Annotated in this window: 19 protein-coding genes; 1 reads left to right on the top strand and 18 read right to left on the bottom strand. The window is 44.7% G+C overall.

Annotated features, from left to right (window positions below; translation table 11 throughout):
• Positions 1-14 precede the first annotated feature (14 nt).
• The 16 genes from CI595_RS11225 to CI595_RS11155 form a co-directional block, all read right to left on the bottom strand.
• Complete coding sequence (locus CI595_RS11225; protein ID WP_095173358.1) at positions 15-1,043, bottom strand: LacI family DNA-binding transcriptional regulator; 1,029 nt, start codon at positions 1,041-1,043, stop codon at positions 15-17.
• Positions 1,044-1,194: 151 nt separating this feature from the next.
• Complete coding sequence (locus CI595_RS11220; RefSeq protein ID WP_095173357.1) at positions 1,195-2,436, bottom strand: hypothetical protein; 1,242 nt, start codon at positions 2,434-2,436, stop codon at positions 1,195-1,197.
• Complete coding sequence (locus tag CI595_RS11215) at positions 2,429-3,124, bottom strand: ATP-binding cassette domain-containing protein (protein WP_095173356.1); 696 nt, start codon at positions 3,122-3,124, stop codon at positions 2,429-2,431. The genes CI595_RS11220 and CI595_RS11215 overlap by 8 nt, the downstream gene beginning before the upstream one ends.
• A complete protein-coding gene (locus tag CI595_RS26345) occupies positions 3,121-3,285 on the bottom strand; it encodes a hypothetical protein (protein WP_167388457.1) in 165 nt (54 codons plus the stop codon). Before CI595_RS26345 ends, CI595_RS11215 begins: the two co-directional genes overlap by 4 nt.
• Positions 3,286-3,504: 219 nt before the next feature.
• On the bottom strand, positions 3,505-4,818 hold the full coding sequence (locus CI595_RS11210) for a sensor histidine kinase (RefSeq protein WP_095173355.1): 1,314 nt from the start codon (positions 4,816-4,818) through the stop codon (positions 3,505-3,507).
• The gene (locus tag CI595_RS11205) at positions 4,815-5,540 is read right to left on the bottom strand and encodes a LytR/AlgR family response regulator transcription factor (RefSeq protein WP_330397269.1); all 726 of its coding nucleotides are present in this window, start codon (positions 5,538-5,540) and stop codon (positions 4,815-4,817) included. Before CI595_RS11205 ends, CI595_RS11210 begins: the two co-directional genes overlap by 4 nt.
• A 110-nt stretch (positions 5,541-5,650) precedes the next feature.
• Positions 5,651-7,753 carry an ABC transporter permease gene (locus CI595_RS11200; protein ID WP_095173354.1) on the bottom strand — a complete coding sequence of 701 codons (2,103 nt, stop codon included), beginning with the start codon at positions 7,751-7,753 and terminating at the stop codon, positions 5,651-5,653.
• A 1-nt stretch (position 7,754) separates the two neighbouring features.
• On the bottom strand, positions 7,755-8,498 hold the full coding sequence (locus CI595_RS11195; protein ID WP_095173353.1) for an ABC transporter ATP-binding protein: 744 nt from the start codon (positions 8,496-8,498) through the stop codon (positions 7,755-7,757).
• Between the two features lie 279 nt (positions 8,499-8,777).
• The gene (locus CI595_RS26410; RefSeq protein ID WP_243135148.1) at positions 8,778-9,956 is read right to left on the bottom strand and encodes an HNH endonuclease domain-containing protein; all 1,179 of its coding nucleotides are present in this window, start codon (positions 9,954-9,956) and stop codon (positions 8,778-8,780) included.
• Between the two features lie 128 nt (positions 9,957-10,084).
• Positions 10,085-11,131 carry a galactose ABC transporter substrate-binding protein gene (locus CI595_RS11185; RefSeq protein ID WP_095173352.1) on the bottom strand — a complete coding sequence of 349 codons (1,047 nt, stop codon included), beginning with the start codon at positions 11,129-11,131 and terminating at the stop codon, positions 10,085-10,087.
• A 71-nt stretch (positions 11,132-11,202) separates the two neighbouring features.
• A complete protein-coding gene (locus CI595_RS11180) occupies positions 11,203-12,177 on the bottom strand; it encodes a substrate-binding domain-containing protein (RefSeq protein WP_095173351.1) in 975 nt (324 codons plus the stop codon).
• Positions 12,174-14,033, bottom strand: a complete 1,860-nt coding sequence (locus tag CI595_RS11175; protein ID WP_095173350.1) for a cache domain-containing sensor histidine kinase — start codon at positions 14,031-14,033, stop codon at positions 12,174-12,176. The genes CI595_RS11180 and CI595_RS11175 overlap by 4 nt, the downstream gene beginning before the upstream one ends.
• Positions 14,023-15,633: a response regulator gene (locus CI595_RS11170; protein WP_095173349.1), complete on the bottom strand. Its 1,611-nt coding sequence runs from the start codon at positions 15,631-15,633 to the stop codon at positions 14,023-14,025. Before CI595_RS11170 ends, CI595_RS11175 begins: the two co-directional genes overlap by 11 nt.
• A 358-nt stretch (positions 15,634-15,991) precedes the next feature.
• The gene (locus tag CI595_RS11165) at positions 15,992-17,647 is read right to left on the bottom strand and encodes an ABC transporter permease subunit (RefSeq protein ID WP_095174320.1); all 1,656 of its coding nucleotides are present in this window, start codon (positions 17,645-17,647) and stop codon (positions 15,992-15,994) included.
• A gap of 18 nt (positions 17,648-17,665) precedes the next feature.
• On the bottom strand, positions 17,666-19,174 hold the full coding sequence (locus tag CI595_RS11160) for a sugar ABC transporter ATP-binding protein (protein WP_095173348.1): 1,509 nt from the start codon (positions 19,172-19,174) through the stop codon (positions 17,666-17,668).
• A gap of 101 nt (positions 19,175-19,275) precedes the next feature.
• Positions 19,276-20,580 carry a substrate-binding domain-containing protein gene (locus CI595_RS11155; RefSeq protein ID WP_095173347.1) on the bottom strand — a complete coding sequence of 435 codons (1,305 nt, stop codon included), beginning with the start codon at positions 20,578-20,580 and terminating at the stop codon, positions 19,276-19,278.
• A 711-nt stretch (positions 20,581-21,291) separates the two neighbouring features.
• Here CI595_RS11155 and CI595_RS11150 point away from each other — a divergent pair.
• Complete coding sequence (locus CI595_RS11150) at positions 21,292-21,993, top strand: LytR/AlgR family response regulator transcription factor (RefSeq protein WP_095173346.1); 702 nt, start codon at positions 21,292-21,294, stop codon at positions 21,991-21,993.
• A 145-nt stretch (positions 21,994-22,138) separates the two neighbouring features.
• On the opposite strand, the gene CI595_RS11145 is transcribed toward CI595_RS11150, so the two are convergent.
• A complete protein-coding gene (locus tag CI595_RS11145; protein ID WP_095173345.1) occupies positions 22,139-22,840 on the bottom strand; it encodes a D-lyxose/D-mannose family sugar isomerase in 702 nt (233 codons plus the stop codon).
• A 134-nt stretch (positions 22,841-22,974) separates the two neighbouring features.
• The gene (locus tag CI595_RS11140; RefSeq protein ID WP_095173344.1) at positions 22,975-25,140 is read right to left on the bottom strand and encodes a hypothetical protein; all 2,166 of its coding nucleotides are present in this window, start codon (positions 25,138-25,140) and stop codon (positions 22,975-22,977) included.
• Positions 25,141-25,153: the final 13 nt, after the last annotated feature.

Genomic DNA, 25,153 nt, shown 5'->3' with positions numbered 1-25,153 from the left:
CAGGCGGCCGTCCGTCACAGATTGTATCTGTTTTTAATGACAATTTCCGCATACCGGTAAACAGACTCCGGTTTCTCGCCATCAAAGAGCAGGTGGAACAACATCATTACCGGTTCATATCCCTGCATATAGGAATCCTGTCCTATAAGGAAGTTTATGGCTCCCCGTTCCACCCACTTTTTATTCTCATCCAGGAAATCGTTGCCTATGACTTTGATTTCCCGCTCTTTGCCTTGTTTCACCAGTGCTTCGCAGACGCCTTTTACCGCAGTACCGGTCACATATATGCCTTTCAGCTCCGGATACTGCTCCAGAAGCTCCTCCACGATCTTTGCCGCTACCCACTCGTCATCATAAGAATATTTTGTACCTACCAGCTGGATGTCCGGAAAGCTTTCCAGTATCTCGGATTGAAAACCCCGGATCCTGTTGTTCAGCGCAGGGTTGGAAATATGGCCGGAGATAACCGCCACCTCCCCCTCTCCCCCTGTGATCTCTCCCATGAGCCCGGCTGCGGTCTTTCCGCTCTGGATGGTGTTCTGGCCTACAAAGCAGATTCTCTTTGTATCTTCTATATCTGAGTTGAAGGTGATGATCGGGATGCTGTACTCCTCGGAAAACTGGTTGATCATTTTTTTTAGCATGGTGTCTTCGGAGGGAGACAGGGCTATGCCTGAATATTCCTGTTCTTTTAAATCCTGCATGATTTCCATTACACGGCCTGCATCCACACCGTCTACCCGGAATATCTCCACGGTACCGCCCAGACTTTCCACCTCCTGCTTGGCAGCTTTCATCCCCTCATAGACTTGTACCATGAACGGGGTCTGGGCTGACTGCATGATGATCCCAATCTTCAGATTTCTTTTGGCCAGGACAAGGGCTCTTCCTGCAAGGCTGGGCTGATATCCCATTTCTTTTGCTATCTGCTTTATTTTCTCTGCCACTTCGGGACGGACTCTTCCTCTGTCTTTCAGCGCCCGGTCTACGGTTCCCCTGGATACTCCGGCAGCCTCTGCAATTTGCTGTAGTGTTACTGGCATAATATTCCTCCTGCCTTTAAATGTACTCGTGCACGCATTTTTGTTTTATTATATTCCTTTTAGGTGGGTTATGCAAGTATAAAAATGAGGGGGACAAAAACGAGCGGAATGAGGCGGGGAACAAGCAGATGCAGCGGATGACTGGGATCTTTTACGTTTTTTCATCTCTTATTATTCTGATAAGCCAGACTGCTTCTGCCATGAGCAGAAGGGCCAGCATATATTGCATTTGCGGCCATGTGCTGATAATGCCGGAACATAGGAGCATAATTACGGGGACAACGTATTTTCTGGGGTGGTGGTACAGGTCGCTTTCGATTTTCCATTTTGTGATGGGAAATCTCCACTCTAAGACAACAAGGAGCAGGGCACTTTGCAGGATGAAGAGGAGCGCGGTAATGGCTTGTGTCCACCCCACTTCCGGGTATTGGATGACGCAGGAAAGGAAAAATACGGATTCGGGGATAAGCAGGCTGCACACGGTAAATGCACCGTAAGGAACGGCAAACTGTCTGATCTGCCCGGGAAACATGTGGATCCCGCGGCAAAGTTTCCTGTCAGAGGATAATAGGATTGAGACCGGTGTATTCAGGGTGAGCAGGGCAAATCCCATGGGCATCAGACTCACGCCTCCCATTTTGGGAATGAGGAAGGAAAACATTAGGGCAAGACCGCATAGTGCCAGAGTGTTCACTGTATAATTGCCGTGCGATGCCATGTATCGGAATAAATATCGGAAGACTTTTCCTTTTTCTATGGTGCCTGTTTTGCTTTTTTGTATTTTGTACGTTTTCGCAGGGGAATAGCAAAAGCTGCAGGGATCGAATCTTCCGAGAAGGAGTGTCAGGACTCCGAGGCTTATAAGTGATGACAAAGCCATTGTGTATTTTTCTGTGACCAGGGTAAGGGATAATTCTGTGACAGCCAGTGTGACGGACGCAATATAGCAGATTTCTGTTTTTCTGCGAAACAGAAAGTAGATGACCGCCGCGCAAAGGCAGGCATTGGATGCACAGACAAGGCCATTTATGATCTTCCGTGGTTCAAATCCGGATGCCGCTGTCAATCCTGTAAGGAGAAGAGATGTTTTAGTAATAACCGTATAAACGGCAAGAGCTGCTGTACAGGACCGTATCACAGAACTGCCCGGAATGGGGAGGAGCAGGATGCCCCGTAAGTCCACGGTATTTTCCTCTGATGACAGAGCTTTCCACATAGCTCCTGCTGTAAATGTGAAGAGTATCAGGTAGAAAATTTTTTCCCTAATCGGAACACTGCCGTAGAAGGCATAGGCGGCGGCAGCTATTATTCCACAGTTTATAAAGGATTTGCCCACACGCTTCCACTGCGTTCCAAGTAGTTTTCTCAAAAATACCACAAAGGTCTCACACATGGCAAAGCACCTCCCTTATGTCTCCCTTTTCTTTCCATGTCTCGTCGCAAAGCTCCTCTATGCTGCCGTTTTTCAGCAGCAGGATCCTGTCCGCTGTGAGGGATACGCTTTCCAGGACATGGGAGGAAAAGAAAAGGGTTCCGTATTGCTTATATTCCTTCATCTGACTGTATAGAAATTCTGTACTCTGAAAATCAAGACCATTTACAGGTTCATCCAAAAAAAGCAGGGCCGGGCGCAGTGCAAATGCGGTGATAAGGTATACTTTTTTCTTATTTCCGGTGGACAGTTCTTTGATCAGAACATTTTCATACTGCTCAAAAGAAAATCCCCGGATCAGTTTCTCTATATCAGGTACCTGCTTTTTATAGGTCCGAAATACATAGGCAAGGTATTCCCGGAACGTGAAGTATCCGAAAGGCGAATCCCCGTCGAAAACAGCATATCTCAGGAACATAAACGCAGGTTCTCTAAACCTTATCTCCCGGCCGTTCCACTTGACACTCTCTGCCTGAAATCCGTCATGCAGACCGCAAAGGCAGTTCAGCAGCGTGGTCTTTCCCGCTCCGTTCAGTCCAATCATACCTACTGCTTCATGCCCCTGCAGATGAAAGGTAACTTCCTGCAAAACGGGTTTTTCCTGTGTATACCAGGCTGTGAGGTTTTTTACGGAAAATTCTGCTTTCATTTCTCCTCCCCGTTCTTTCTTATTCTCATTGCGGAAAGAAGAAAGAGAATTCCCAGTACCGTGTATAATGCACACAGCCCAATATCAGCCGAAAAAAGACTCACCCCTGCCGCCAGCAGCCAGATCACACCAAATACCAAACGAAAATAAAAATGACGCATATATGATTCCTCCTTTTCGTTACTTTGTTCCTTTCTTTCATGTTATCTTAGCATAGAAGGATCCGTTGTACGTCTGTGGGCGTAAATGGAAGGATTTTGTCCGCAAACGGAAGCTGCATCCGGTACTCCATCCGGCGGAGTACCTGTTGTGACTGCCGCTTTTACGCTGTGGCTGCCAGTCGGCCAGTGCTGTATTCATGCAGAAATGAGTTACAGATTTTAATTGCTGCTGTATTCTTTTGCCTTTTCCTCGTAGCACATGGCTGCAGTAGCTGTAAATACAGAATCCTCCCAGCAGGTCTGCAGCGTACCGTTATATTTTTCTGCCGCAGCGGCAGCACTTTTTAGTCCCCATCCATGAAGATTATCGTCCTTCTTTGTGGTCTTCAGTTCTCCGTTTTTTCGCATGGGGGGATTTTCACAGGTATTCTGAACCTTGATGATCAGCATATAATTGATGCGGCGTATGGTCAGCCGGATCACGGGTTTTCGGCTATTTTTTATCCCGCCGGCTGCCTCCAGGGCATTGTCCAGGAGATTTCCCAGGACAGCACATAAATCAGCACTGCGAATGCCTGTCTGCCGGGGAAATTCAATGTTGGCCTCCACTTGTATCTGCTTTTCTTTTGCTGCCATGAGCTTGCTGTTTATAAGAAAGTCCATGGTTTCGTCCCCGGTCCAGATTGTCTTGGCTATTTTTTTCACAGGACCCCGTATATCCTCCAGATAAGCAGAAGCCTCCCCTGTCTTTCCCTCCTCCAAAAGCTGTCCCAGAATCGTCATATGGTTGTGAAAGTCATGGAAAAGCTTTGCATTCCCTGCGTATACTTCATTCAGCCGCCTGTAATCCCGCTCCAGAAGCTCCTTCTGCATGGACTTTAATTCCACCAGTTCTTTCTCTTTCTCATACTGCCTCTGGGTATAATACACCAGCATCCCTGTCAGGAGAACCAACGCAAGTATCAGGGGAGTAAAGAACTCATCTTCCCCTATGGGAAGAACCTGCTGCTGGGAAAGGGACACTGCCAGTAGCAGCCCGGCCACTGCGGTCCGGGACAGGATCCTGCGCACCGCCTGCTCCTCCTCCCTCCTTTTATAGAGAAAACATGTCAGAACCCCTATAAAAAGGCATAAGATCCAATCTGCCGCCAGTTTTCCGCCTGTCCCTCTGCCGGGGATCGTTTCCGCGTGCAGCACAATACCAACGACACAGCAAAGGATGAATTCCCACAAACAAACTGCCATTGCATATTCCACAGCCAGAAAAAGGGCCATTTTATTTCTGATCTTATAAAGCCGTACTCCTGCAAAAGAAACCAGAACGACCTGCAATACCAAAACCGGGTAATCCGGCATGTGAAAAGCAAAATGAAAAAGCCCTGACAAGACCGCCAGGGAAACCGCTGTGACCAATGCCGCAGTACGAAATTCCTCTTTTTTATATCCCGCCCAGGTTTGGATCAAAAATAAACACAGAAAAATAATGATGCCGTCCGTTATGGTGCCGGAAACAGCAAATATCCATCCTGTCATATATGTGCCCCCCAATACGCTGTGATCTGTTCCCGCACTTCCTGCACGTGGGAACGGCTGACCGGCAGCTCCTCCTGGTTTTTCAAGACAAGGGATTGCTTTTTAAACTGCATGATATGGACCATATTCGCAATGCATCCTCTGTCTGTAAAAATAAATTCTTCTGCTGCAAGTTCATCATATACCTGCTGCAGGCTTTTCCTGACTTTTGAGATTCCCCTGGAAGTATGGAATACGGAATTTTTACCGTCTTTCATAATGTAATAAATCTCATGGTACGGTATCTTTTCCATAGAACTTCCGTTTTTAATGGTATAAAATTCGCCCTCCTCAATCAAAAGCAGCCTGACAGCGTCCGTGATGGCTGCTGTCAGGCGTTTTTCTATATCATTCTTAGGCACATAGCGGAAAATGGACAGCTCATACGCGTCGATGGCGTATTCCAGATGAGATGTGATAAAAATGATCTTTACATCCGGGAGAAAAGGCTTTATTTTTTCCGCTAACTCCATACCGTCCGTTTCCGGCATCTCAATATCTAAAAGGATCAAATCATAATGGAATCCATCTTCCGTAATATCGCAGAGCAGGTTTTGACTGCGCGTATAACACGTAACCTCCCCGGCGGCACTACACGCTTCCAGACATTGTCTGGTATATGTTTCACTGAGAGAAACCGATGATTCCTCATCATCGCATACCGCTATTTTCAGCACATGCATCCCCCGCTTCCTCTGTTTTTCTTTGTAGCTGTGATGGTACCGGACCGTCACGTTTCTTTTATTATAGAGGATAGCGAAAACTTGTGCAACGGCATATTTCTCACTGCTGTTTATCTGGATATATCCAGAACACCTTCCGCGTTTTTCATGGATACCTTATATAAAATAAACTGGTAGATGCCGATCACTGCAATGACCATTACCATCACCCCTGTGATTCCCCATTCACCCGCTGTCATGATACCATCATTCTGCCACATGATCAGAATCTCATATATAAACATCAGAAGGCATCCCATTACGGTAGGCAGGACAAAACATTTTCCTATCTGGCTTTTCAAAAGTCTGCGAAGATATTTTTTATTTGCTCCCAGTTTTTCCAAATCCTTAAAAATCTGGCTGTTTTTCAGTGCCACATTCTGACTTCTTGTATATAGGATAATGCTCTCGGAAGCCAGGCAGATAACGGCAATGTATACAAACAGCAGTAAAAAGATGGCACGCCTCATAGCCGCATTTTCCCTCTCAAGGGGCAGGACTATAGGTCGGTACAGCCAGTCAGGTTCCAGGGCCGGTCTTTTCCCGTCATAGATTCCCTGCATATTATATCCATAATCTTCTCCAAGAACTTTTGCCTGATATCCATTATAGGCAGCAATATAATTCATGCTTTCCGATGCTCTGCTGCAAAATTGTTCATACAGCTCTTCACAAAATGCATAGGACTGGTCACTGTCCTCAATATCAAACAACACCTGACGCATTATTTTGTCATCCCTTACGCCGGCTTTCAGTTTTTCATAATCTGCATCATTGATAATATACCTGGCCTCGGAGTCGAATCCCACACCTCTCACCAGGGAATGATATGTCTCCAGTCCGTCAAATTCCATAGGAATATAATCCTCTTCATTCTGCAGATACAGCCTGGTCATATCCCCAAATTTATTATAAATATTTTCCCTGGCTGTTCCCATTTGTATTTCTTTGTAATGGCCCTCTGCAATCTCTGTTTTTATTCCGGTAACAGCCTCAAACTGGGCAGCACTGATGCATTCATAGTAAAAATATTTTTCTTTATATTCCTCAATAAGGTTATTGTTCTCATCCATATCCTCACGGCTTACACCGTCCCCCAGCACCTGGATAAACTCTGTCTCCCGGTAATCCTTGACAGAAATCTGATATTTGTCTGCCATGGAGAGCACATCCTCCTCGGACAATTCATCCACATCAACGGGATAACGGTAAGATATATCATCCTCAGCGTCTTCAAAACCATTGCCTCCCTGAAGCGGCAGATAAAAGATACCGAGAAGTACACCCATGAGCAGCAATGATATGACAAGCATATTTCTGACAACAGAGCCTCCCTGGAATTTGAGCATACCGTAAGATATCATATTGTCATAATATTTCTGGGGATTTTTCCCCTTTCTGTGTGAGGCAATGGAGTAAACTAAAATACGGTAAAGTCCGACTGCTGCAAGGATATAGAACAGATTCGTCCACCCTCCCAGCCAGTGGCCGCTCACTTTGACGGTTATGATCGGCAGAAAATATCCTATTATCACGCCCACCAGAATCATCACAATACCGGATATCAGATAGAAAAATGACACACTCTTTTTCAGCGGTTCCTGCTTGCGCTGTTCATTGATAATGTCCATAACATTACTTCTCTTCATAAACCGCACACACATGAACGCAATGCAGAGTATCAATATGAGGCTGTAGATCATGCCGCCTGCAACTCCCATAACAGAAATAGAAAAATGGTTATTATTTCCGCTGCTTGCCACCTTTTCAAACAGGATGCCTACGATTGCCGCAAGTAAGATACCAAGCAGAACCCCTGCTGCGGAACACAATGCCATCATCTTGCCGATTTCCGTAAATAATGCCCTGGCAAGTTTACTTTTTCCCGCTCCCAGCGCAAGGAAAATACCGGTTTCCCTGCTCTTGTATCTTAAAAACAGACTTGCCGCATAGATACTGAACATAATACATCCCACTGCCGCAAGAACGAAGATCATATCCGCTACTTTTCTGGAATCTCCTCCGTTCGGCAGTGTCTTCTGCACCAGATCACTTCCGTACATGACAAGGTATGAGGTGATCAAAAGAATCGAAAGTGTCATGCAGAACTGGAACTGCAAATATTCTTTTTTATTATTTTTCCTTAATTTTGCAAATAATCCACTGAGCTTCATTCTATTCACCACCGTTCATTTTTCTCAAAACATCCAAAAGTTCTTCCATAAATGCCCTGTGATCGCCATTGCTGGTAAGTTCTGTATACACGGTTCCGTCTTTCATCACAATAACGCGGTCGCAGAAACTGGCAGAAAAACTGTCATGGGTTACCATAAATGTGGTTGCCCGTAATTCTTTCTGTGCCTCTAAGAATGCTCCGATGACCGCCTCGCTGGAACGGCTGTCCAGGTTGCCTGTAGGCTCATCTGCAAGGATCAAAAGCGGGTTGTTCATCAAGGCCCTTGCCACTGCGGTGCGCTGTTTTTGTCCGCCGGATATCTCAGCCGGGAATTTTTTCGCAATATCCGCAATGTCAAACATCTTCAGGAGTTTCTGGGCTTTTGTCTCCATCTGCCTGTATGGTTCCTGGTGGATCACTTTTGGAACACATACATTTTCAAAAACACTCAAACCGTCCAATAGCATGAAGTCCTGAAAAACAAAACCGAGTTTTTCATTTCTTATTTTTGCGATCTGTTCTTCTTTCATGTTAGAGATATTGACTCCATCCAGCAGGATTTCGCCCTTATCATGAGGAATGAAACAGGAAATGCAGTTCAAAAGTGTGGTTTTACCGGAACCGGATGGCCCCATAACTGCCACGAACTCGCCCTCCTCAATGGAAAATGAAACATCCTTCAATACCTCGTATGTGGTGTTTCCTGTTTTATAGCTCTTGTATAAATGATTTACCTGTAACATAAGTGATCCTCCCTGTTTTATATATATTGTGCTTTTTTGTTCTGCACTTGTTGTTCTTATGCATTTATTCTATCGAAAAAAGGGAGGAGATCACAGATGTACGAATGACAAGTTTGACCCGTTTTTTGTAAAGTTTTGCATGAAGGTTTTTCCGCAAAAATTAATCGGGGAATGCAACATGCATTCCCCGGTCTGACTCTAACCTTATCTTTTATCCATATCCTTTTCCAAACCTATATCAATAACAGTATATAAGACTGGGTTTCTACACCCTATCATTCAGTTCTGCCCCATCTGATCTTTCCTGATCCACATTTCATACCCCTGGCGTCTCGCAGAATCGTAAACCGGTCTCATATTCTTTTCCAATATATGAAAGAATTCTTCCTTTGAATTCCCTTTGCGGTATAATTCCCGATTTGCCCAGATAGAATGCAGATTATCCCGGTAACAGGCTTCATATAATTTATGGATTCCATCCATTCTATGTATTAATCCATACATAGCGTATTGATTACCGGCAAACCTCTCAAAGAACGGTTCCCAGCAGGGAAGCTTATTGCTCTTTTCAGAATTCAGTGAGGAGTCCATTGGCATCAGATTCCACAACTCATCATTCATGACAAAGGACCAGGGAATGAAATGATCCACATCATAGGAGTCCTCCTGGATCGGCTGGTTTCCAAACACATCCACCACAGGATGCATTTCCAGAATGCTCCCCCACAGCTTTCTTACATGAGCCAGTTTCCGCATTTTTTCATCCAAGGGAGCCAATTTATATACTAGACTGGGGACTTCCGGATTATTGTTTTGAAGCCATTTTACTTTCTCCATTTGAACCCATCCCAGAATAGACACCGTGTTATCCTGAATCATCTGAATCCATCCGTCATTAAAGTAAATGGTTCTCTTCAGCCCATTCTCATCACCAAATGTATATGGCAGCAAAACGGTTGTTTCATTGAGAAGATTAAAATAGGCCCTCATCCTTCCCGCACTCCCATCCAGGCTGACCTGCTCCTCCCCTGTATTGGCAAATCCCGAGAGTGCCTTTACAGGAACATTTTTTGTCAGTTCCATCTTCCTGTTATGCAATTCTCTGTCTTTATCAAATTCAGCTATTTTATTCTTTATCTCAATTTTTGATGCATGGCTGGGAAGCGCTGTCAATTCATGTAATCTGATCACAGCTTTTTCCAGGTTGTCTTTGATCACCCCTTCACCATTGATCCCGCTTAGATGTACGTGAAATTCCAAAACGGAATACCAGGCGTTTGCGATCATTTCATTGATAAGCTCATCATAGGAGGCCTTGTCTCTGCCCTCGGAAATCAGATGTACGATAGCTTCCAGCCAATAGAATTTATAACAGTAAGAAGGATCTTTCATCATTCTGAAAAAACCTTCAATGTACAATGTATTATAATATTTCTTATCAATATAAAGTTCTGCCAAACTTTTGCCTCCTAATCCCCAATAATCCCGGCCACTGCCATCCAGCCCATCAGGCTCCGCTTACTAAACCCACATATCCGAAATCTGTAGTTTCTTATGTCCATATATTTGATTCCCATAATAAATGATCACTTTTTCTCTTCCCTGATATAATCACCAACATTTTCCGCGGTCACCTTAGAATACGGCAGATAAACATATTTATCCTTCTCGAATTTTATTTTATCCATGCCCTCCCCGGTAACAAGCGCCACTGCCAGCTCTGCCATGGCCTCTGCCTGTCCCTCTTTATCATTATAAACAGTGCCTGCCATCTCCGAATCCAGGACGGCTTTGAGTCCCACATCTGTGCCGTCAATACCGAAAAATACAGGCAGGGCAGATTCCGTATAATTTAACTTCTTATAGGCATCTATGGCGCCAAGAGCCATATCATCGTTGTTGGCCAGCACAAGTTCAATCTTATTCTGATACTGGCTGATCAGCAGCAGCATTCGGTTCTGGGCCTGTGCCCGGTTCCAGTTTGCGATCCCGTAGCTGAGTTTTTCCAGTTCAATGCCATTGTTTTTCAAGGTTTCCACAGCATTCTCCGTGCGGATGATGGCATCTTGATGGCCCGGTTCTCCTTCCAGCACCACATATTGGATCTTTCCATCTTTATTTCGGTCTATCTGACTGCCCTCTGCCTGTATGGCGTCTACCGCCAGTTCCCCCTGCATCACGCCTGACTGTTTCGCTTCTGCTCCAACATAATAAAGCCCGTCCCACTGCATCAGGTCCTCTGCCACCGGCTCTCTGTTAAAGAATATAATAGGCACGTCATTATCCCTTGCAAGATCAATGATCTCCGAGGGGTCTGCCCGGTCTACCAGGTTCACACAGAGCACATTGCAGCCCGCGTCGATCAGCTCCTTTACCTGGTCATTCTGGGTCCGCTGGGAACCTCCCGCATCCCGCAGTGTCACAGTGGTCTTAAACTCATCGCTCTCGTATTGATGAAGCTCCTCTTTAAAACAGGCGATCAATTCCCCAAGAAATGTGTCACTCTGGTTATAGCATATAACGCCTGCGTGAACCTTGTCTGACGCAGCCGGCTGCTGTTTTCCGCAGGCACATAAGAACTGCATACTCATGCAGAGAATCATTCCTGCCGCCAATATTTTTTTCGCTTTCATTGTATACCTCTGGTTTTCTTCCTGTTTATCAATATGCCGCAGATGCCCAAAGCAGACGGGCCTGTCTGCTTTTACTGGCTCATGGTAAATAGGACTTCCTGGTTTTCTTTTGAAAACAGTGTATCTCTGCGGATAACCGTATAGGATACGGTTCTGTCCTGCATTTTGTAAAAATATTTTTTAAGCCCCTCTGCCGTCTCTGTCAGACTTTGATATCCCACATTAAATGCATCGGGCACCACAAGACATTCCGCTATGCCTGTATCCAGATAATAAACCGCTTCCGTAGAATTACCGATTCCGTACACTAAGGCTCCATGCAGATTTTTGGCGGCAGAATCCTTCCCGGCGGTTATCAGACTGTTATCATCAAGAGCGACCACAAAATCCACTCTGGGCTGGGTTTCCAAAAAATTTTCTTCTTTCTCCCCAAAAGGGCCGGATACCGACCAGCTAATCTTGACACCGCTGTCTTTCAGCACATCAGTAAATCCTTCTCGGCGGTTGCGCGCAGCTTCCGTATTGTCGGTTTCCTGGAAAATGCCTAATGTTTTCCCATTTAGATTTCCATTGTAGTCCTTCAGCAGTTCTTCTGCCAGAGCTGTGCCCATGGCATAGTTATCCGGTTCTGCAGTGGGGAGCAGGGAAGCCTCCTTATCCTTGGATGCCGTGTATTCTACAAGCATGACCGGAACCTTTTTCTCCATTTTCAATAACATTTTTTCTGCGCCATCCCCCAGAGCAGGCTGTACAATAACCGCGTCTGCCCCGTTTTCGATTTCACGTTCTATCAGGTTTTTCTCCTCCTCAACCGTCAGGGGGCCTCCGGTACTGACAACAAACATCTCCAATTTCAAATCTTCCGCTGCCATTCTGAGTCCATATTTAAACGCAGACCATTGACCGTCATCCGAATTCTGAATGATCACGGAAACCTTATCAAGATCTTTTCCGTTTCTTTCCCGGAGCATGACAAAAGCAAGTACCATAACCATTACAGCTAAAACCGCTTCTATCAGAATAAACAATCTCTTGCTGTTTTTCATCTCTCTTTACCCTGTGTTTTCTTGTCGATCATTTCTTCCCTGCTGAAAATATATCCCTTTTCAAGGATCTTGCTGTTTTCTTCCGTATAGGGAACCGCCGGAATGCAGATGGATACTGTGGTTCCCTCATCCGGCTCACTTTCAATCCTCAGTCCATATTCTTTTCCAAAGAGGATCTGAATACGGTTGTTCACATTCACAAGTCCTACCCCGGAGCCATGTTTATGGACCCGCTTGCTGTCTGTCAGGATGAGACTTACCTCCTCCTTTGACATTCCGATCCCGTTATCTGTCACAGAGAAGATAATATTTTCATCTTCCAGTCTGCCGGCCACTTTTATCTCACCACAGTCATCCATGCTGCTGACCCCATAGGCAATGGCATTTTCAAGTATTGGCTGCAGGATTAGCTTCACGGTACAATACGAATAAATTGATGGGTCCACATCAAACACAATGGAAAATGCGTTCTTATACCGGACTTTCTGTATATTCATATAACTCTGCGCATGCTGCAGTTCATCTTTTACACTGATGACCGTACGGCCCTTTGAAAGACTGATCCGGAAAAGTTTTGCAAGCTGGGATATCATAAATACCGCATCGTCATTCCGTTCGCCTTCCACCATCCATGTAATAGACTCCAGTGCATTGTACAAAAAATGCGGGTTGATCTGGCTCTGCAGTGCGTCAAGTTCACTTTTTCTTCTTTCGTTCTGTTCCAGTACAATTTCCTTCATAAGCGTCTCGATCTGCTCATAGGACCTCTGTATGGAATACCCCAGATGCCTGATTTCCAGAGGGCCGCCCATATAAATCTCCGGCTTCTCTCCTGCTTCGTATTCCATTACGGAATTATTCAGTTTCAGAATGGGTCTGGATATCCTCACAGAAACAACACGATTGATGATCACAAGCATCATGGCCATCAGGAGCATAAGGACCATAATAAAATACCGGATATTGACCATACCGTGCGTAAATGTGGAATAGGGGATCACCCCCACCAGCTTCCATCCGGTATAGCTGATAGTGTTGACAATAACCTTGCGGCGCTCTCCCTGAAATGTCTCATCATAGACGCCATCCTTGTACTTTGCAGCTGCTTTGCTGTTCTCACTGCCGATTCCGTCGCTGATCTGGATCTGCCGCATGTGATAGATGATCTCCCCGTTGCTGTCACACAGATAATAATACTGACCGTTGTTTAAGGTGTTGATCTGTTTCATCATCCGCGAGATATTGGAATAATCCATATCCACAAGCAGAACTCCCAACTGGGAATCCCCGTTATTTGTAAGCTCCACAACACGGCTTAAAGAGATCACCCAGTAATAACGGAAGGTTCCGTCATCAAAGAGATTCTGGATATGAGGCGTGGAAAAATGCATATTCTCCATCTCGCCCATGGCTTGTTTGAACCAGTCCTGCCTGGTGACATCAGGGTCCTCTTTCTGGGACGCAAGGGGTTCTGCTGCCAGCAGGCTCCCGTAATTGTTGTAGATAGCAATACTGCGCAGGTTGTCTCTGTTGGCTTCATACAAAAGATTCATTCCCCTCTGGATATCCATATCCTGATTGGATAAATCATTCTCTTTTATAACATTATAATAGACAGCATCCGATATCTGCCGCATACTGCCCAGATAGTCCTCCAGGTTTTCCCCTGCCTGTTCCATCAGCTTCTGTGTACTCTGTGTGATCTCCTGCCGGGATAAGAGAGAAAACCGGAAATACATCACAATCCCCAAGATCAGCATAATGGAAATAGATATCACGGAAATGGCAAACATAACTGTCGACTGCATTCCGCTGGGCTCCGCCTTCTTCAAACGTCCGAAATACTTATTTTTCACTTTCTGTATGCTCCGTTCTGTATTTTGAAGGTGACACGCCAAACCGCCTTTTAAATACATAACTAAAATAATTCGGATCCGTGTAGCCCACATGCTTTGCTATGATGTAACTTTTCTCATTTGTCTCGATCAGCAGTCGTGATGCACGGTCCATACGATAGTCCGTCAGATAACCGATAAACGAGTTACCGGTCTCTTTTTTAAAAATAGTTGAAAAATAGGAGTTGGAAACGCCCAAAACCTCACAGATATTATCCAATGACAGCTCTTCATCCGAATAATTGCTGCGGACATATTCCATTGCCCTGGATACAAAGGTTTTTGTTGACCTGCTTCGTGCACTGATCAATTTTTCCCGAAAAGAAAGGCTGATATCAATGAGCCATTTCTGCAGTGCATCCGGTCCCAGATCAAGAAGGCTGCTGTACAGTTTCCGCATATCTCCCGAAAAATCTTCCGTGGCAATATCATTATTAGCCGTGAACCTGTATAATGCGCTCACCAGTTCCATAATGTCAATATGATGCTGCTGCAGAGATTTTGCCGGAAAAGATATTTGCTCCAGATACTTCCTGACCGCCTGTTCAATATCCTCCGCCGGATTCAGGCGTATGGTTTTAAACAAGTTCGATAATTCTGTATCACCGGCAGTATCGGATCTGCTCATCTCCTGGGGCGCGATCTCCTTAATATTTATGGCTCTGGAAGCGCCATAGATCACCCTGTATGAAACCGCCTCTCTTGCACCGCTGTACGACCTGGAAAGATCAAGGATATCTCCGCAGACCTGGCCAATCCCCACAGTGACAACCGCACCAATGATCCGGTGGGCATATCTGCAGAATCTGTCACATTCATCCGTCAGTTCTGAGACCTCGTTTTCACTTTTCAGCTGTGCGATCAAAATGGTATTCCCCAGATAAGAAAAGCATTTCGCCTGCCACTTTTCTCCCAGACGTTCCGTTGCCTGGTTATAGACAGACGTGGATAACAGCAGAGGATTCATATCCTTGGGAACCTGACTTGATGATGTATGAATGACAAGACAGCAGAAAAACGGCCCCGGAAAAGAGATCTGGTAATCCGCAAGATATTTTGGGATCTCCTTCTCCTGGATCCTTCCCTCCACCAATGTGGAGTAGAAGTTAGCCTGCAGAAGCGGCAGGGATTCCAGATAACACTTCTGCAAAGTCTCCACATTTCGCTTTTCGCTTATCTCCTGGTCCAGTTTTATCTTAAGCTGGGTGAGTACATTGGTCAGCTCTATAGAATTGACCGGCTTCAGAATGTATTCTTCTACCTCCAGATGAACTGCCTCTTTGGCATACTCAAATTCATCAAAACCTGTAAAGATCAATATCTTGGTTGCGGGAAATTCCGTCTTAATGCGGTTAGACAGCTCCATTCCATCCATATACGGCATTTTGATATCCGTCATGACCACATCCGGCTGAAACTCCTCCACCATCTCAAGAGCCTTCATACCGTTGTTGGCATAACCGATCACCGAAAAACCCAGCCCTTCCCAATTTATTTTTCTCATGATGACCCGGATGACTTCCTCCTCATCATCTACCAAAAGCACTCCGTATGTATTCATTTTTTTATCTCCATGGTGTGAGCCACTTCCTCCTTATTTCAATTGGGTAACTGGTATTTGTCAAATTTATTATAACAAATACACAAATGTATGTAAATGTCACCGTTGCTCAAAATATGTTACTGCTCACAGTTTACGTCACTGTTCACAGTATACTAAAAACGCAGCTCTTTGCACAGTAATGTGCTTCGCGGTGCACAGTTCTGCCCTTTACAGTGGCCTGTGAGACGTAACCAGTCTACTCCAATCACAGATCTGGTACCGGAACTCCCATCCCGGAACAGTGGCCTGTGAGCCGTAACCCAAATACATCAAAAGGGCCAGAACTGCTTCTGACCCTTTTGGAAATCATTCTTTATTATTTTTTCTGAACATATTTCAGACAGTCCAGTGTCACCGCCGCGATGATAATGATACCTTCAAATACAAACTGAAGGTTTGTATCAATACCAAGAATGGTGAGCGAGTATGTAAGTGCCGTAAAGATCATTACACCCACCACTACACCTGAAATCTTACCAATACCACCGGTAAAGGAAACACCGCCCACTACGCAGGCTGCAATGGCATCCATCTCCCAGCCCTGTCCGTAAGCTGCGGAACCGGAGCCAACCATTCTGGCACATTCCAGCCAGGAACCGAATCCGTAAAGAATACCTGCCAGGATAAACGCGCCAACCGTTACACCGAATACGGAAATACCGGAAACTGCTGCTGCTTCCGGGTTGCCTCCCACAGCATACAGGTTTTTGCCAAATGTTGTTTTATTCCAAATGAACCAGACGATTGCAATGGCTGCCACTGCCCAGACGATAATAGTCGGGAAACCGTTTACTTTTGGAATGATCATGTTTGGGATCGTAGGTTCAATGGCACCGAATGACACACCTTTCGTAGCGTATGTGACAAGTCCGAAGATGACCAGCATATTGGCCATAGTGGAGATAAAAGGATGCATTTTAAATCTGGCAGTAAAGAAACCTGCAATGGCCGTAAAAAATGTACATAATACAATACATACTACCAGTGCCAGGATTACCCTAACCCCAATCGGCATACTCGTAAAGTCAAACACATGTCCGAAGACCGCCCCTGTATTAATACCCTGATGCATGATGATCGTTGCAGTTGTCATGCCCATACCAACCATACGTCCAATGGAAAGGTCTGTACCGGTAAGGAGGATCAGGCCGGCAACACCCAGTGCCAGGAACATACGGGGAGATGCCTGCTGAAGAATATTCAGGACATTATTATATGTAAGCAGAGGAACATTTTTCACCACCGGAGTAATGGCACACAGCATAATAAAGATCAGGATGATGGCAATATACAAACCGTTCGCAAGAAGAAATGCCCTGCGGTTGAATGTATATTTATAATTTTCCCACTTCTGTGCCCTGGACTCGATAAAGGTGAATTTTGACATACGAAGCATATCGATCAGATGATATTTATAATTGTATGCCATATGCCTTCTGTCTTTTACCTGCTGCAGATCTTTTTCCAACTGCATTTTTGCGTCAAACAGCCGGTTCTTATAAACATACTTCTCATCTTTTATTTCCTGATGGTCCGTAAGTTTTGACATGATCTCCTGATGCTGTTTTTCCAATTCCGCAATCCTTCTGCGGTGCTTCTCCTGAACGGCTGCTTTTTCCTGCTCACAGCTTTCTTTGACCGGCAGATAATAGTCACTGTCAAAATGCTCTTTGAGGTAAGCCTCCGCATCAGAGATCAATTTTGAAATCTCATCTTTGTGTTTCGCATCAACCGTTTTTGCCTTTTCCAGCTCTGTCCGGATTTTTGCGATCTCGGCTTCCTTCTCTTCTTTTGTAAAATTGCGGTCTCTCTTTACACTGTCAATTTTATTCTGAAGAGAGATAACTTTGTCTATTCCATCCACTCTGAGGCTGTCGATCTTTGTCTGAATCTTACCGACATAATCCTCGATTGGCTGACGCAGCTGTATTTCCTGTTCAGCCGTAAGAATCTTACTGTTTCCTTTCGCCATATCCATCCATCTCCCTCATTATAAGTATTTTGCGCTGAGCCTTAAAAGCTCTTCCTGGTTCGTCTCTTTTGTATTAACAATTCCGGAAAGATGTCCGTTTGACATCACACCAATACGGTTGGTGATCCCCAAAATCTCCGGCATCTCAGATGAGACAACAATAATGGTCTTGCCCTGTTTTGCCATATTGATGATCAGCTCATATATTTCATATTTTGCGCCCACATCAATACCCCTTGTAGGCTCATCCATCATAAAGATCTGGGGACCTCGCTCCAGCCATTTGCCGAAAATAACTTTTTGCTGATTCCCTCCGGAGAGGCTTGAGATCATATCTTCCGGGCCCATACACTTTGTATGCATGATCTTGATCTCATTGGACGTGGCTTTTATCATCTTAGAATCAGAAAGGGCCAGCCCGGACTTATACTGTTCCAGATTTGCAATGGTAGTATTGAACGTAAGATCACCTTTCAGGAAAAGTCCGTTGGCTTTCCGCTCCTCTGTGATCATGGCAAATCCATGTTCCATGGCTTCCTTTGCACTGCCGAAATTCATGAGACGGTTATTAAAATAAACACGTCCCGCCGCCCTGGTGCGGACACCGAAGATGGTTTCCAGAAGTTCCGTACGCCCGGCTCCCACCAATCCGTACAAGCCGAAGATCTCTCCTTCTTTTACGTCAAAAGAAATGTCCTGCAAATGAGGTTCAAACTTTGTTGACAGATGCTGGATAGACAGAATCACATCCTTTGGTGTATTGTCCACCGGCGGAAATCTGTTTTCCAGAGAACGGCCCACCATAGCCGCAATAAGTTCATTCATATCTGTGTCTTCGGAGCGTTTCGTCATAACCAGATTACCATCCCGGAGCACGGATATCTCATCACAGATCTCAAAAATCTCATCCATTTTATGAGAAATGTATATCAGGGAAATCCCCTGCTCCTTCAGCATCCGCATCATCTCGAAGAGTTTATCCACTTCCTGCACGGTCAGGGAGGAGGTGGGTTCATCGAGAACGATCACTTTGGAATTATAGGAAATGGCCTTGGCGATCTCGCACATCTGCCGCTGTGATACAGACATGTGCCGCATGGACTGGGTAAGATTTACCGTCATGCCCAGCTTTCTAAAAAGCTCAGAGGCTTCCTTTTTCATTCTGCCCTCATCAATGACCCCCATAGAATTGGTGGGATAACGGCCAAGGAACAGATTATCGATCACATTTCTTTCCAGACACTGGTTCAATTCCTGGTGAACCATGGCGATTCCGTTTTCAAGAGCATCTTTCGGTCCGGAAAAGCTCACTTCCCTGCCCTCAAGGAAGATATTGCCCTCATCCTTCTGATAGGTACCGAAAAGACACTTCATCATTGTGGACTTACCGGCACCATTCTCACCCATAAGCCCCATGACCGTTCCCCGCTTCACATCCAGGTTGATGTGGTCCAGAACCCTGTTCCGGCCAAAGGACTTGCTCATACCGCGTATGGATAAGACGATATCATCTTTCTTATCTTCCATATATTTTTACTCCTGTATACTAGTATTCAAACAATTAGGGAGAATCTCTTCTCCCTAATAGTCTTATTTCAACGGTAACTGTTTCTTACCTTCACAGTCATTTACTGATTAAGTAAAGAGGTATAAGAAGCTGCGTTGTCTGTCTTAACCATGTTGATCGCAAATGCATCGTACTGGCTCGGATTTCCCAGACGGTTTGTAATGTTGGACTCTGTCTGTCCGTCACCGCCGATGTAATCTACATCCAGGTTGAGAAGATCATCATAGTTCTGAAGAAGCGGCTGATATGTTGAGCTCAGGAAGTTATCGGAAGCATTGTAGATATCCAGCCATACCTTCTTGGTTGCATGTGCGCTTTCGTCAAGCTGGGTTGAAACCGGCTCGTAAACTTTTGTTGAGTCTGTAAAGTCTTTGTAATTGTCAGCAGTAACTGCAACATTCAGTGCGTAGTAGGAACGTTCGTCCTCTTTGTACACATATACGTCCTCACCCAGTACATTGCCGGCTTCGTCGGCGGTACCGATACCTGTATCAATGTCTACCCCGTCTAATGCGTTGCGGAGAACGCGGAGTGTCAGATATGCCTGCACATCAGCGTGCTGGCTGATCGTTCCGCCGTAGCCTTCTGCGATGGCAGCAACTGCGTCGTTGTTTGCGTCATAACCAAAGGTAGGTACTGTGTTGTCTTTTGACCATGCATTGAACATGGACATGCCCATACCGTCATTATTGGAAACAACCACATCAATTTCTTCGCCGAAAGAAGATGCCCATGTGCCAATGGCGTTGCCTGCTGTCGCAGCATCCCATGTAGCGCCTGCGGAGTTCTTCATCTCCTGGGAAGCCAGCTCACGGATGGTATAGGTCTTTCCGCCTGCTTCGATGGAACCGTCCTGTACGGCTGACGCTGAACCGTCTGAGTTTGTCCCTACCGGTTCACTGTTGATGTCGCCGTCTTTTTCAACGCCGGTGCCAAGGGCTTTACGAACACCTCTTGTACGCGCGATGGAGTCATTATGTCCGATATCACCGATCGCCAGAACATAGCCGATGACACCGTCACCGTTGCGGTCGATCTTGTCAATGTTATTCTCTATATACTCTTTTACCATCTGGCCCTGAAGCTCAGCACCCTGGTTTGCGTCAAATCCCACATAATATGTATCGTCATTATAAGTCAGAGCTGCCATATCAAGTGCCCCGGTTGAACTGTTGGATGGCTGACGGTTAAACCACACTAATGGTTTATCCTTATTTGCCACGTCTGACGCTTCGGCTGCCGGTTCCTTTTTATCTTCCTGTTTTGTTGTGTCTGTGCTGCTCGGTTCCGCATTATCAGAACCACATGCGGTAGCTGAAAGTCCAAACAATACTGCCATAGTGAGTAAAACAATTTTTTTCTTCATAGCTGTTTTCTCCTTTTCCTTTAACACTCTCTTTTTCGTGTTCTTTGTTGATATTGACAGTATATCTGATATTTAATGAATAAAACATAGAATATTTTTTTATATGCATTGAAATTTTTAAGGTTGGGTTCGTTATATATGACAATATTCGACATGCATTCTTTATAATATGGGCAGGGAATTTGCTTTGAATAAATACCTACCGGATAGCTGCAAGGGAAAATGGGGTCTGGCAAGTTTTGGGACAGATATGGATAATATGACGAATCGGCTTTTGCAACTATAGATTTGCATATATGCAATATTAAGTTGCTTAAAACAGGTGTTAATTATGTTGCCGCATAAAACAACCTATGGTATACTAAACAGGTGATCACTCAAGGAACAGCGGATGCAATTTCTTACACCCTCTAGTTTTTACGAAGGAGGGTGATGCCAATGAATACACTTGAAGTATTAACATTACTGCTTGTGATTTTTGCGGCCCTGACTTACATAGATCAGCATAACGACAAAAAGAAATAGCATCCCGCCCTGAGAAAGTTGGATGCTATTTCTAATAGATTATATTCCACCGAGGGTATCAGATCTTACATCTGATTGCCTTTCTTGAGTTGATTATACACCGGGGGATGCGAGAAATCAAGTCCCCCCCTTAAATTTTATACTATATCATTAACATTTTGGCAAAACCGAAAGGATCACTGACTTATGCTGAATCTGGTAATTTGTGATGATGAGAGAGCACTGCGCAATGATTTAAGAAAGGTTCTGGAGACAGAATTGGATCTGTGCGGAGAGACGTTTAAAATTGCGGAATTTGACTGCGGTGAAGGGCTGGTCCGGGCGCTGAATGATTCTGCTTTTGATATAATATTCCTGGATATTGAGATGAAGGATTTGGACGGCGTGGCAACTGCCCGGGAGATAAGGAAAAGGACTTCTGCGCCGGAGATCATTTTCGTCACCTCTTATCCTGACTTTGTGTTCCAGGGGTATGAGGTGCAGGCTCTTAACTATATATTGAAGCCGTATCAGAGGGAAAAGATCGTCTCTGTGCTGCACACTGCCCTGGAACGGTTAGGTAAAGATACGGAAAAGTATTATCTTGTGGAGTCTAAAGGCCAGAGACTGCGCCTTCCGCTTAATCAGACCCTATATTTTTCCAGTGATAAGCGGTCTGTAAATGCCGTAACCCCGGAAGACCAGTATACATTCTATGGAAAACTTTCTGATCTGGAGACAGAGCTTCCCGATCATTTTGTGAGAATACATAACCGTTATCTTGTAAATCTGAAATACGTGCAGTCCTTACAGGGAAATTCTGTGCTGATCGGGGAGGAAGAACTGCCTGTCAGCCGTTCCTGCAAACAGGAACTGGCGATCGCATTTGCAAAATATATGCTGGATTGATAAGCAACTATGGCGCTACGGATGTACAAACCTGAGTCGGGGACGAACATAGCGGGATATACCCTGTACCGGATATATCCCACTAAAATTTTCATCCTTAGACTTATTCCATAAGCGATCACGCAGCAATTCATCCCATGCAAATTTACTGCCCTCTGTTTAAGGATACATACTCTTTATAATCATCAAATATAAGATATTGAGGTGCTTCATCTTCCACAATATTGGGAATCCTCTCCTTGGCTTCATAGAAGCGGTTATCCGTCATATCATCATTTGTGGTGGAGACTTCAAACAGCATTACTTTCCCCGTTCCCTTCTCTCCCTCCCAGCGGTGATACTGCCCGGGAAGCAGCGTTATACTCTGCCCCGGTTCAAGGGTCACTTTCCCTCCTGCCGGGATTTTTCTTTTTTGTCCATCAATTGTCACGGTCACATCCGTATGGGCAAAACCCTCGTTCTCATCCGCGTTGTATAGCTGGACGATAAGATTTCCGCCTCCTCTGTTAATAATATCCTCCATCTTACTCCAATGAAAGTGATAAGGCAGTTCTTGTCCGTCATCTACCAACAGCAGCTTCTCCGCATATGGTTTGGGATAAGTCTCTTTATCATGAAAATTCCCATTGCGGAATGTAAAGATCAACAGACCGCATTTTCTGAAATCCCCGCTCCCAAAATCCGTGACATCCCAGCCCAGCATATTGTCTACCAGTTCCTTCTCCTGCTCCCCCACTTTTTTCCAATCCTCTACACTCCATTTTGCAAAAGGCGGGAATTTTATTCCTTTATCCTCAGCAAAATCAATCGCTTCACAGATAATTTTATTTAATTCTGAACGTTTCATGTAAACCCCTCCACTCTTTCTTCCGTTAACTGCTTCACTCTCTGGTTACTGTACACTCCGTGTCCAGTAACACGCTTCGCGATGCACAGATATGGAGCATTCTGCCCCATATCGCGCTGGCTACCTCGGGATTTTCATGCTTTCGGCATGAAAACGCCTCCCGGTACAGTGGCCTGTGTACAGTAACACTCTCTGCACTCTATAACTGTATAAATCCCTGCATTACGAACCACGATCTCTCCGTCTTTTATCTCAGCCTCCGCACGGTTGTTCTCCGGAAATTCTGCTATTCTCAGCTCATCACAGGGGTAATTCAGCTTTACTCTCACTTCTGGCAGGGTGTCAATTTTATGTGTTTCTTCATTATAATTATAATTCACAATGTGAAGCACTTTCCCATTATCCTTTTGATGCACAGCAACACCGTATTTCCCATCTGACTGCACTTCGATCACCATGGTCTGCATATGCAGCATGTCGATCAGGGCATCTTCTTCCTGGGTCTGATACATCTTATCCGGTTTAAGCCCCTGGGGAATCCTTCCGAATGTAAATACCTCCACACCCGTTTTCTGACAACTTTTCAATATTTCAACTGTACTTTCCTGCATGTTAAATGCGTCGGGAATAATAACTTGTTTATATCCTGAAATTTTTTCAACGGTCAAAGGTTCATCCGGACTTTCATAAATTACGTTATAAACAATGTCCTTATCACTCATATGCTGGATCAGCCGGAAGAAATCATCAAAATCCCCGTCACAGGAAAAAGCCCCCTGTCTTCCCAGCTCTTCCACTCCCTCTAAGCTGATCTCCTCAACCTGATTATAAGTAGCCGTTGCATTTAGGGATGGCTCTGTCCAAAGATTTTCGTATGCAGAAGGCAGATCATAGATCACCGCAATATCTGCTGCCGGATTTTTCGGAAAAAGGCTGCTGTTGTTATCCAGCCATGCCCCCAGTTTTTTGAGCACCCTCAGGTCCGGCCAGAAAGCATCTTTTACCTGATTCTGCAGCCATGAGCCGTACGGAAATGCAATATGAAATCCATGGGCTATGGGTTCTAATAAGAACAGGATCAGTCTGTCGTGAATACCATTTTTTATATCCTCCAGCATATCTCTTACATACTGATTGGGATCTTCTACAAAACAACACTCTTTTCCGTTCAGCCAGCCAAATGCATATTTATACCATGCGTCCTGTCTTAATTTAATATCTGTTTTTTCTCCTGCCAGCAGATCGAGATATTTTTTAGATTTCCAGGAGATTGGGAAACATTGAAAAAGATTAGCTGTTACCGGGAACTCCTCGTTTCTCACCTCTTTTGCATATTGTTTTGCGTGCTGTGAAATCTCTTTGACCACTACTGAAATATACTCTATCTGCATTTCAACAAAATCTCTGAATAAGGGAATTTCCCACCTCTTATTTCCATTAAAGGGAAGCAATTTTTCATCGGTATACCCTTTTTTCAGTAAATATTTCCGATAATGAAAGCTTTCTATGTCCCCTGCGTCATCGGGCAGCCTGATCTGCATCTTTTTTATGTACGCATTAAATTTATCCATACATTCATCGCAAAAACACCCTGCGTTATTAAGCACATGTTTTTGTGTATCATACTCGTCAATATGCAGACCACCGGTTCCGGCATCTATCATCATTTCTACATTCTTCTTTAAATACGAAAGATAGGATTCTTTACAACAGCAGGGCGAATAACACTTATGGTCATGCTCCGGAGCCATCAGCCACGCTGACAGAATACTTCTCCCCTCAAGGGATACCGCTTTGAACTCTTTCAGAAAATCTTTCACGGTATTTCCTTTATAATCCTTTAAACCATCCGGAAAATACGTTTCCATAGGTTTAAATAAATGAGGATACCGGTTCGTAGATAATTCGCTCATCCCAACATATTTATGGTTTTTAGACGCATTTCTCAAAATATTAAGAGAAAGAAGTTTTGTCTCATCCTCGTTAAATTCCGCACCAAATTCCCACAACTGGGATTTCCAGAGAACAGAAAAAACTGTGATCCCTCTTTTTCTGCACTCCTCGCAGAATTCCTTATCATTCATAAATCCGTACAGTCTCATTCTGGGAGGAGTATCATCATTGGCCTCCCGGTCCAAATAAGGAAGTCCTATGGCACCGCTCCCCAGGCAGGACCATATAAGCATATCCCCGTGAATATCTTCAATATCCTGGATCATCTGCATGTTTTTCATTGGCAGACTAGGATGATAATTCCACATATCTCTCTGCCACCCCATAAAATAAATACCTTTCAGCATACTTCGCTTTTCT

Origin of the sequence: Blautia hominis, assembly GCA_002270465.1 — a bacterium.
GTDB classification, from domain to species: Bacteria; Bacillota; Clostridia; order Lachnospirales; family Lachnospiraceae; genus Blautia; species Blautia hominis.
The sequence above is the reverse complement of the archived record's forward strand: the minus strand, read 5'-3'. Positions and strand labels throughout refer to the sequence as shown.

Bases quoted from the DNA above. Each gene is read 5' to 3' on its own strand.
- CI595_RS11225 (WP_095173358.1), bottom strand. From the start codon at position 1,043: ATGCCAGTAACACTACAGCAAATTGCAGAGGCTGCCGGAGTATCCAGG.
- CI595_RS11220 (WP_095173357.1), bottom strand. From the start codon at position 2,436: ATGTGTGAGACCTTTGTGGTATTTTTGAGAAAACTACTTGGAACGCAG.
- CI595_RS11215 (WP_095173356.1), bottom strand. From the start codon at position 3,124: ATGAAAGCAGAATTTTCCGTAAAAAACCTCACAGCCTGGTATACACAG.
- CI595_RS26345 (WP_167388457.1), bottom strand. From the start codon at position 3,285: ATGCGTCATTTTTATTTTCGTTTGGTATTTGGTGTGATCTGGCTGCTG.
- CI595_RS11210 (WP_095173355.1), bottom strand. From the start codon at position 4,818: ATGACAGGATGGATATTTGCTGTTTCCGGCACCATAACGGACGGCATC.
- CI595_RS11205 (WP_330397269.1), bottom strand. From the start codon at position 5,540: ATGCATGTGCTGAAAATAGCGGTATGCGATGATGAGGAATCATCGGTT.
- CI595_RS11200 (WP_095173354.1), bottom strand. From the start codon at position 7,753: ATGAAGCTCAGTGGATTATTTGCAAAATTAAGGAAAAATAATAAAAAA.
- CI595_RS11195 (WP_095173353.1), bottom strand. From the start codon at position 8,498: ATGTTACAGGTAAATCATTTATACAAGAGCTATAAAACAGGAAACACC.
- CI595_RS11185 (WP_095173352.1), bottom strand. From the start codon at position 11,131: ATGAAAGCGAAAAAAATATTGGCGGCAGGAATGATTCTCTGCATGAGT.
- CI595_RS11180 (WP_095173351.1), bottom strand. From the start codon at position 12,177: ATGAAAAACAGCAAGAGATTGTTTATTCTGATAGAAGCGGTTTTAGCT.
- CI595_RS11170 (WP_095173349.1), bottom strand. From the start codon at position 15,633: ATGAATACATACGGAGTGCTTTTGGTAGATGATGAGGAGGAAGTCATC.
- CI595_RS11165 (WP_095174320.1), bottom strand. From the start codon at position 17,647: ATGGCGAAAGGAAACAGTAAGATTCTTACGGCTGAACAGGAAATACAG.
- CI595_RS11160 (WP_095173348.1), bottom strand. From the start codon at position 19,174: ATGGAAGATAAGAAAGATGATATCGTCTTATCCATACGCGGTATGAGC.
- CI595_RS11155 (WP_095173347.1), bottom strand. From the start codon at position 20,580: ATGAAGAAAAAAATTGTTTTACTCACTATGGCAGTATTGTTTGGACTT.
- CI595_RS11150 (WP_095173346.1), top strand. From the start codon at position 21,292: ATGCTGAATCTGGTAATTTGTGATGATGAGAGAGCACTGCGCAATGAT.
- CI595_RS11145 (WP_095173345.1), bottom strand. From the start codon at position 22,840: ATGAAACGTTCAGAATTAAATAAAATTATCTGTGAAGCGATTGATTTT.
- CI595_RS11140 (WP_095173344.1), bottom strand. From the start codon at position 25,140: ATGCTGAAAGGTATTTATTTTATGGGGTGGCAGAGAGATATGTGGAAT.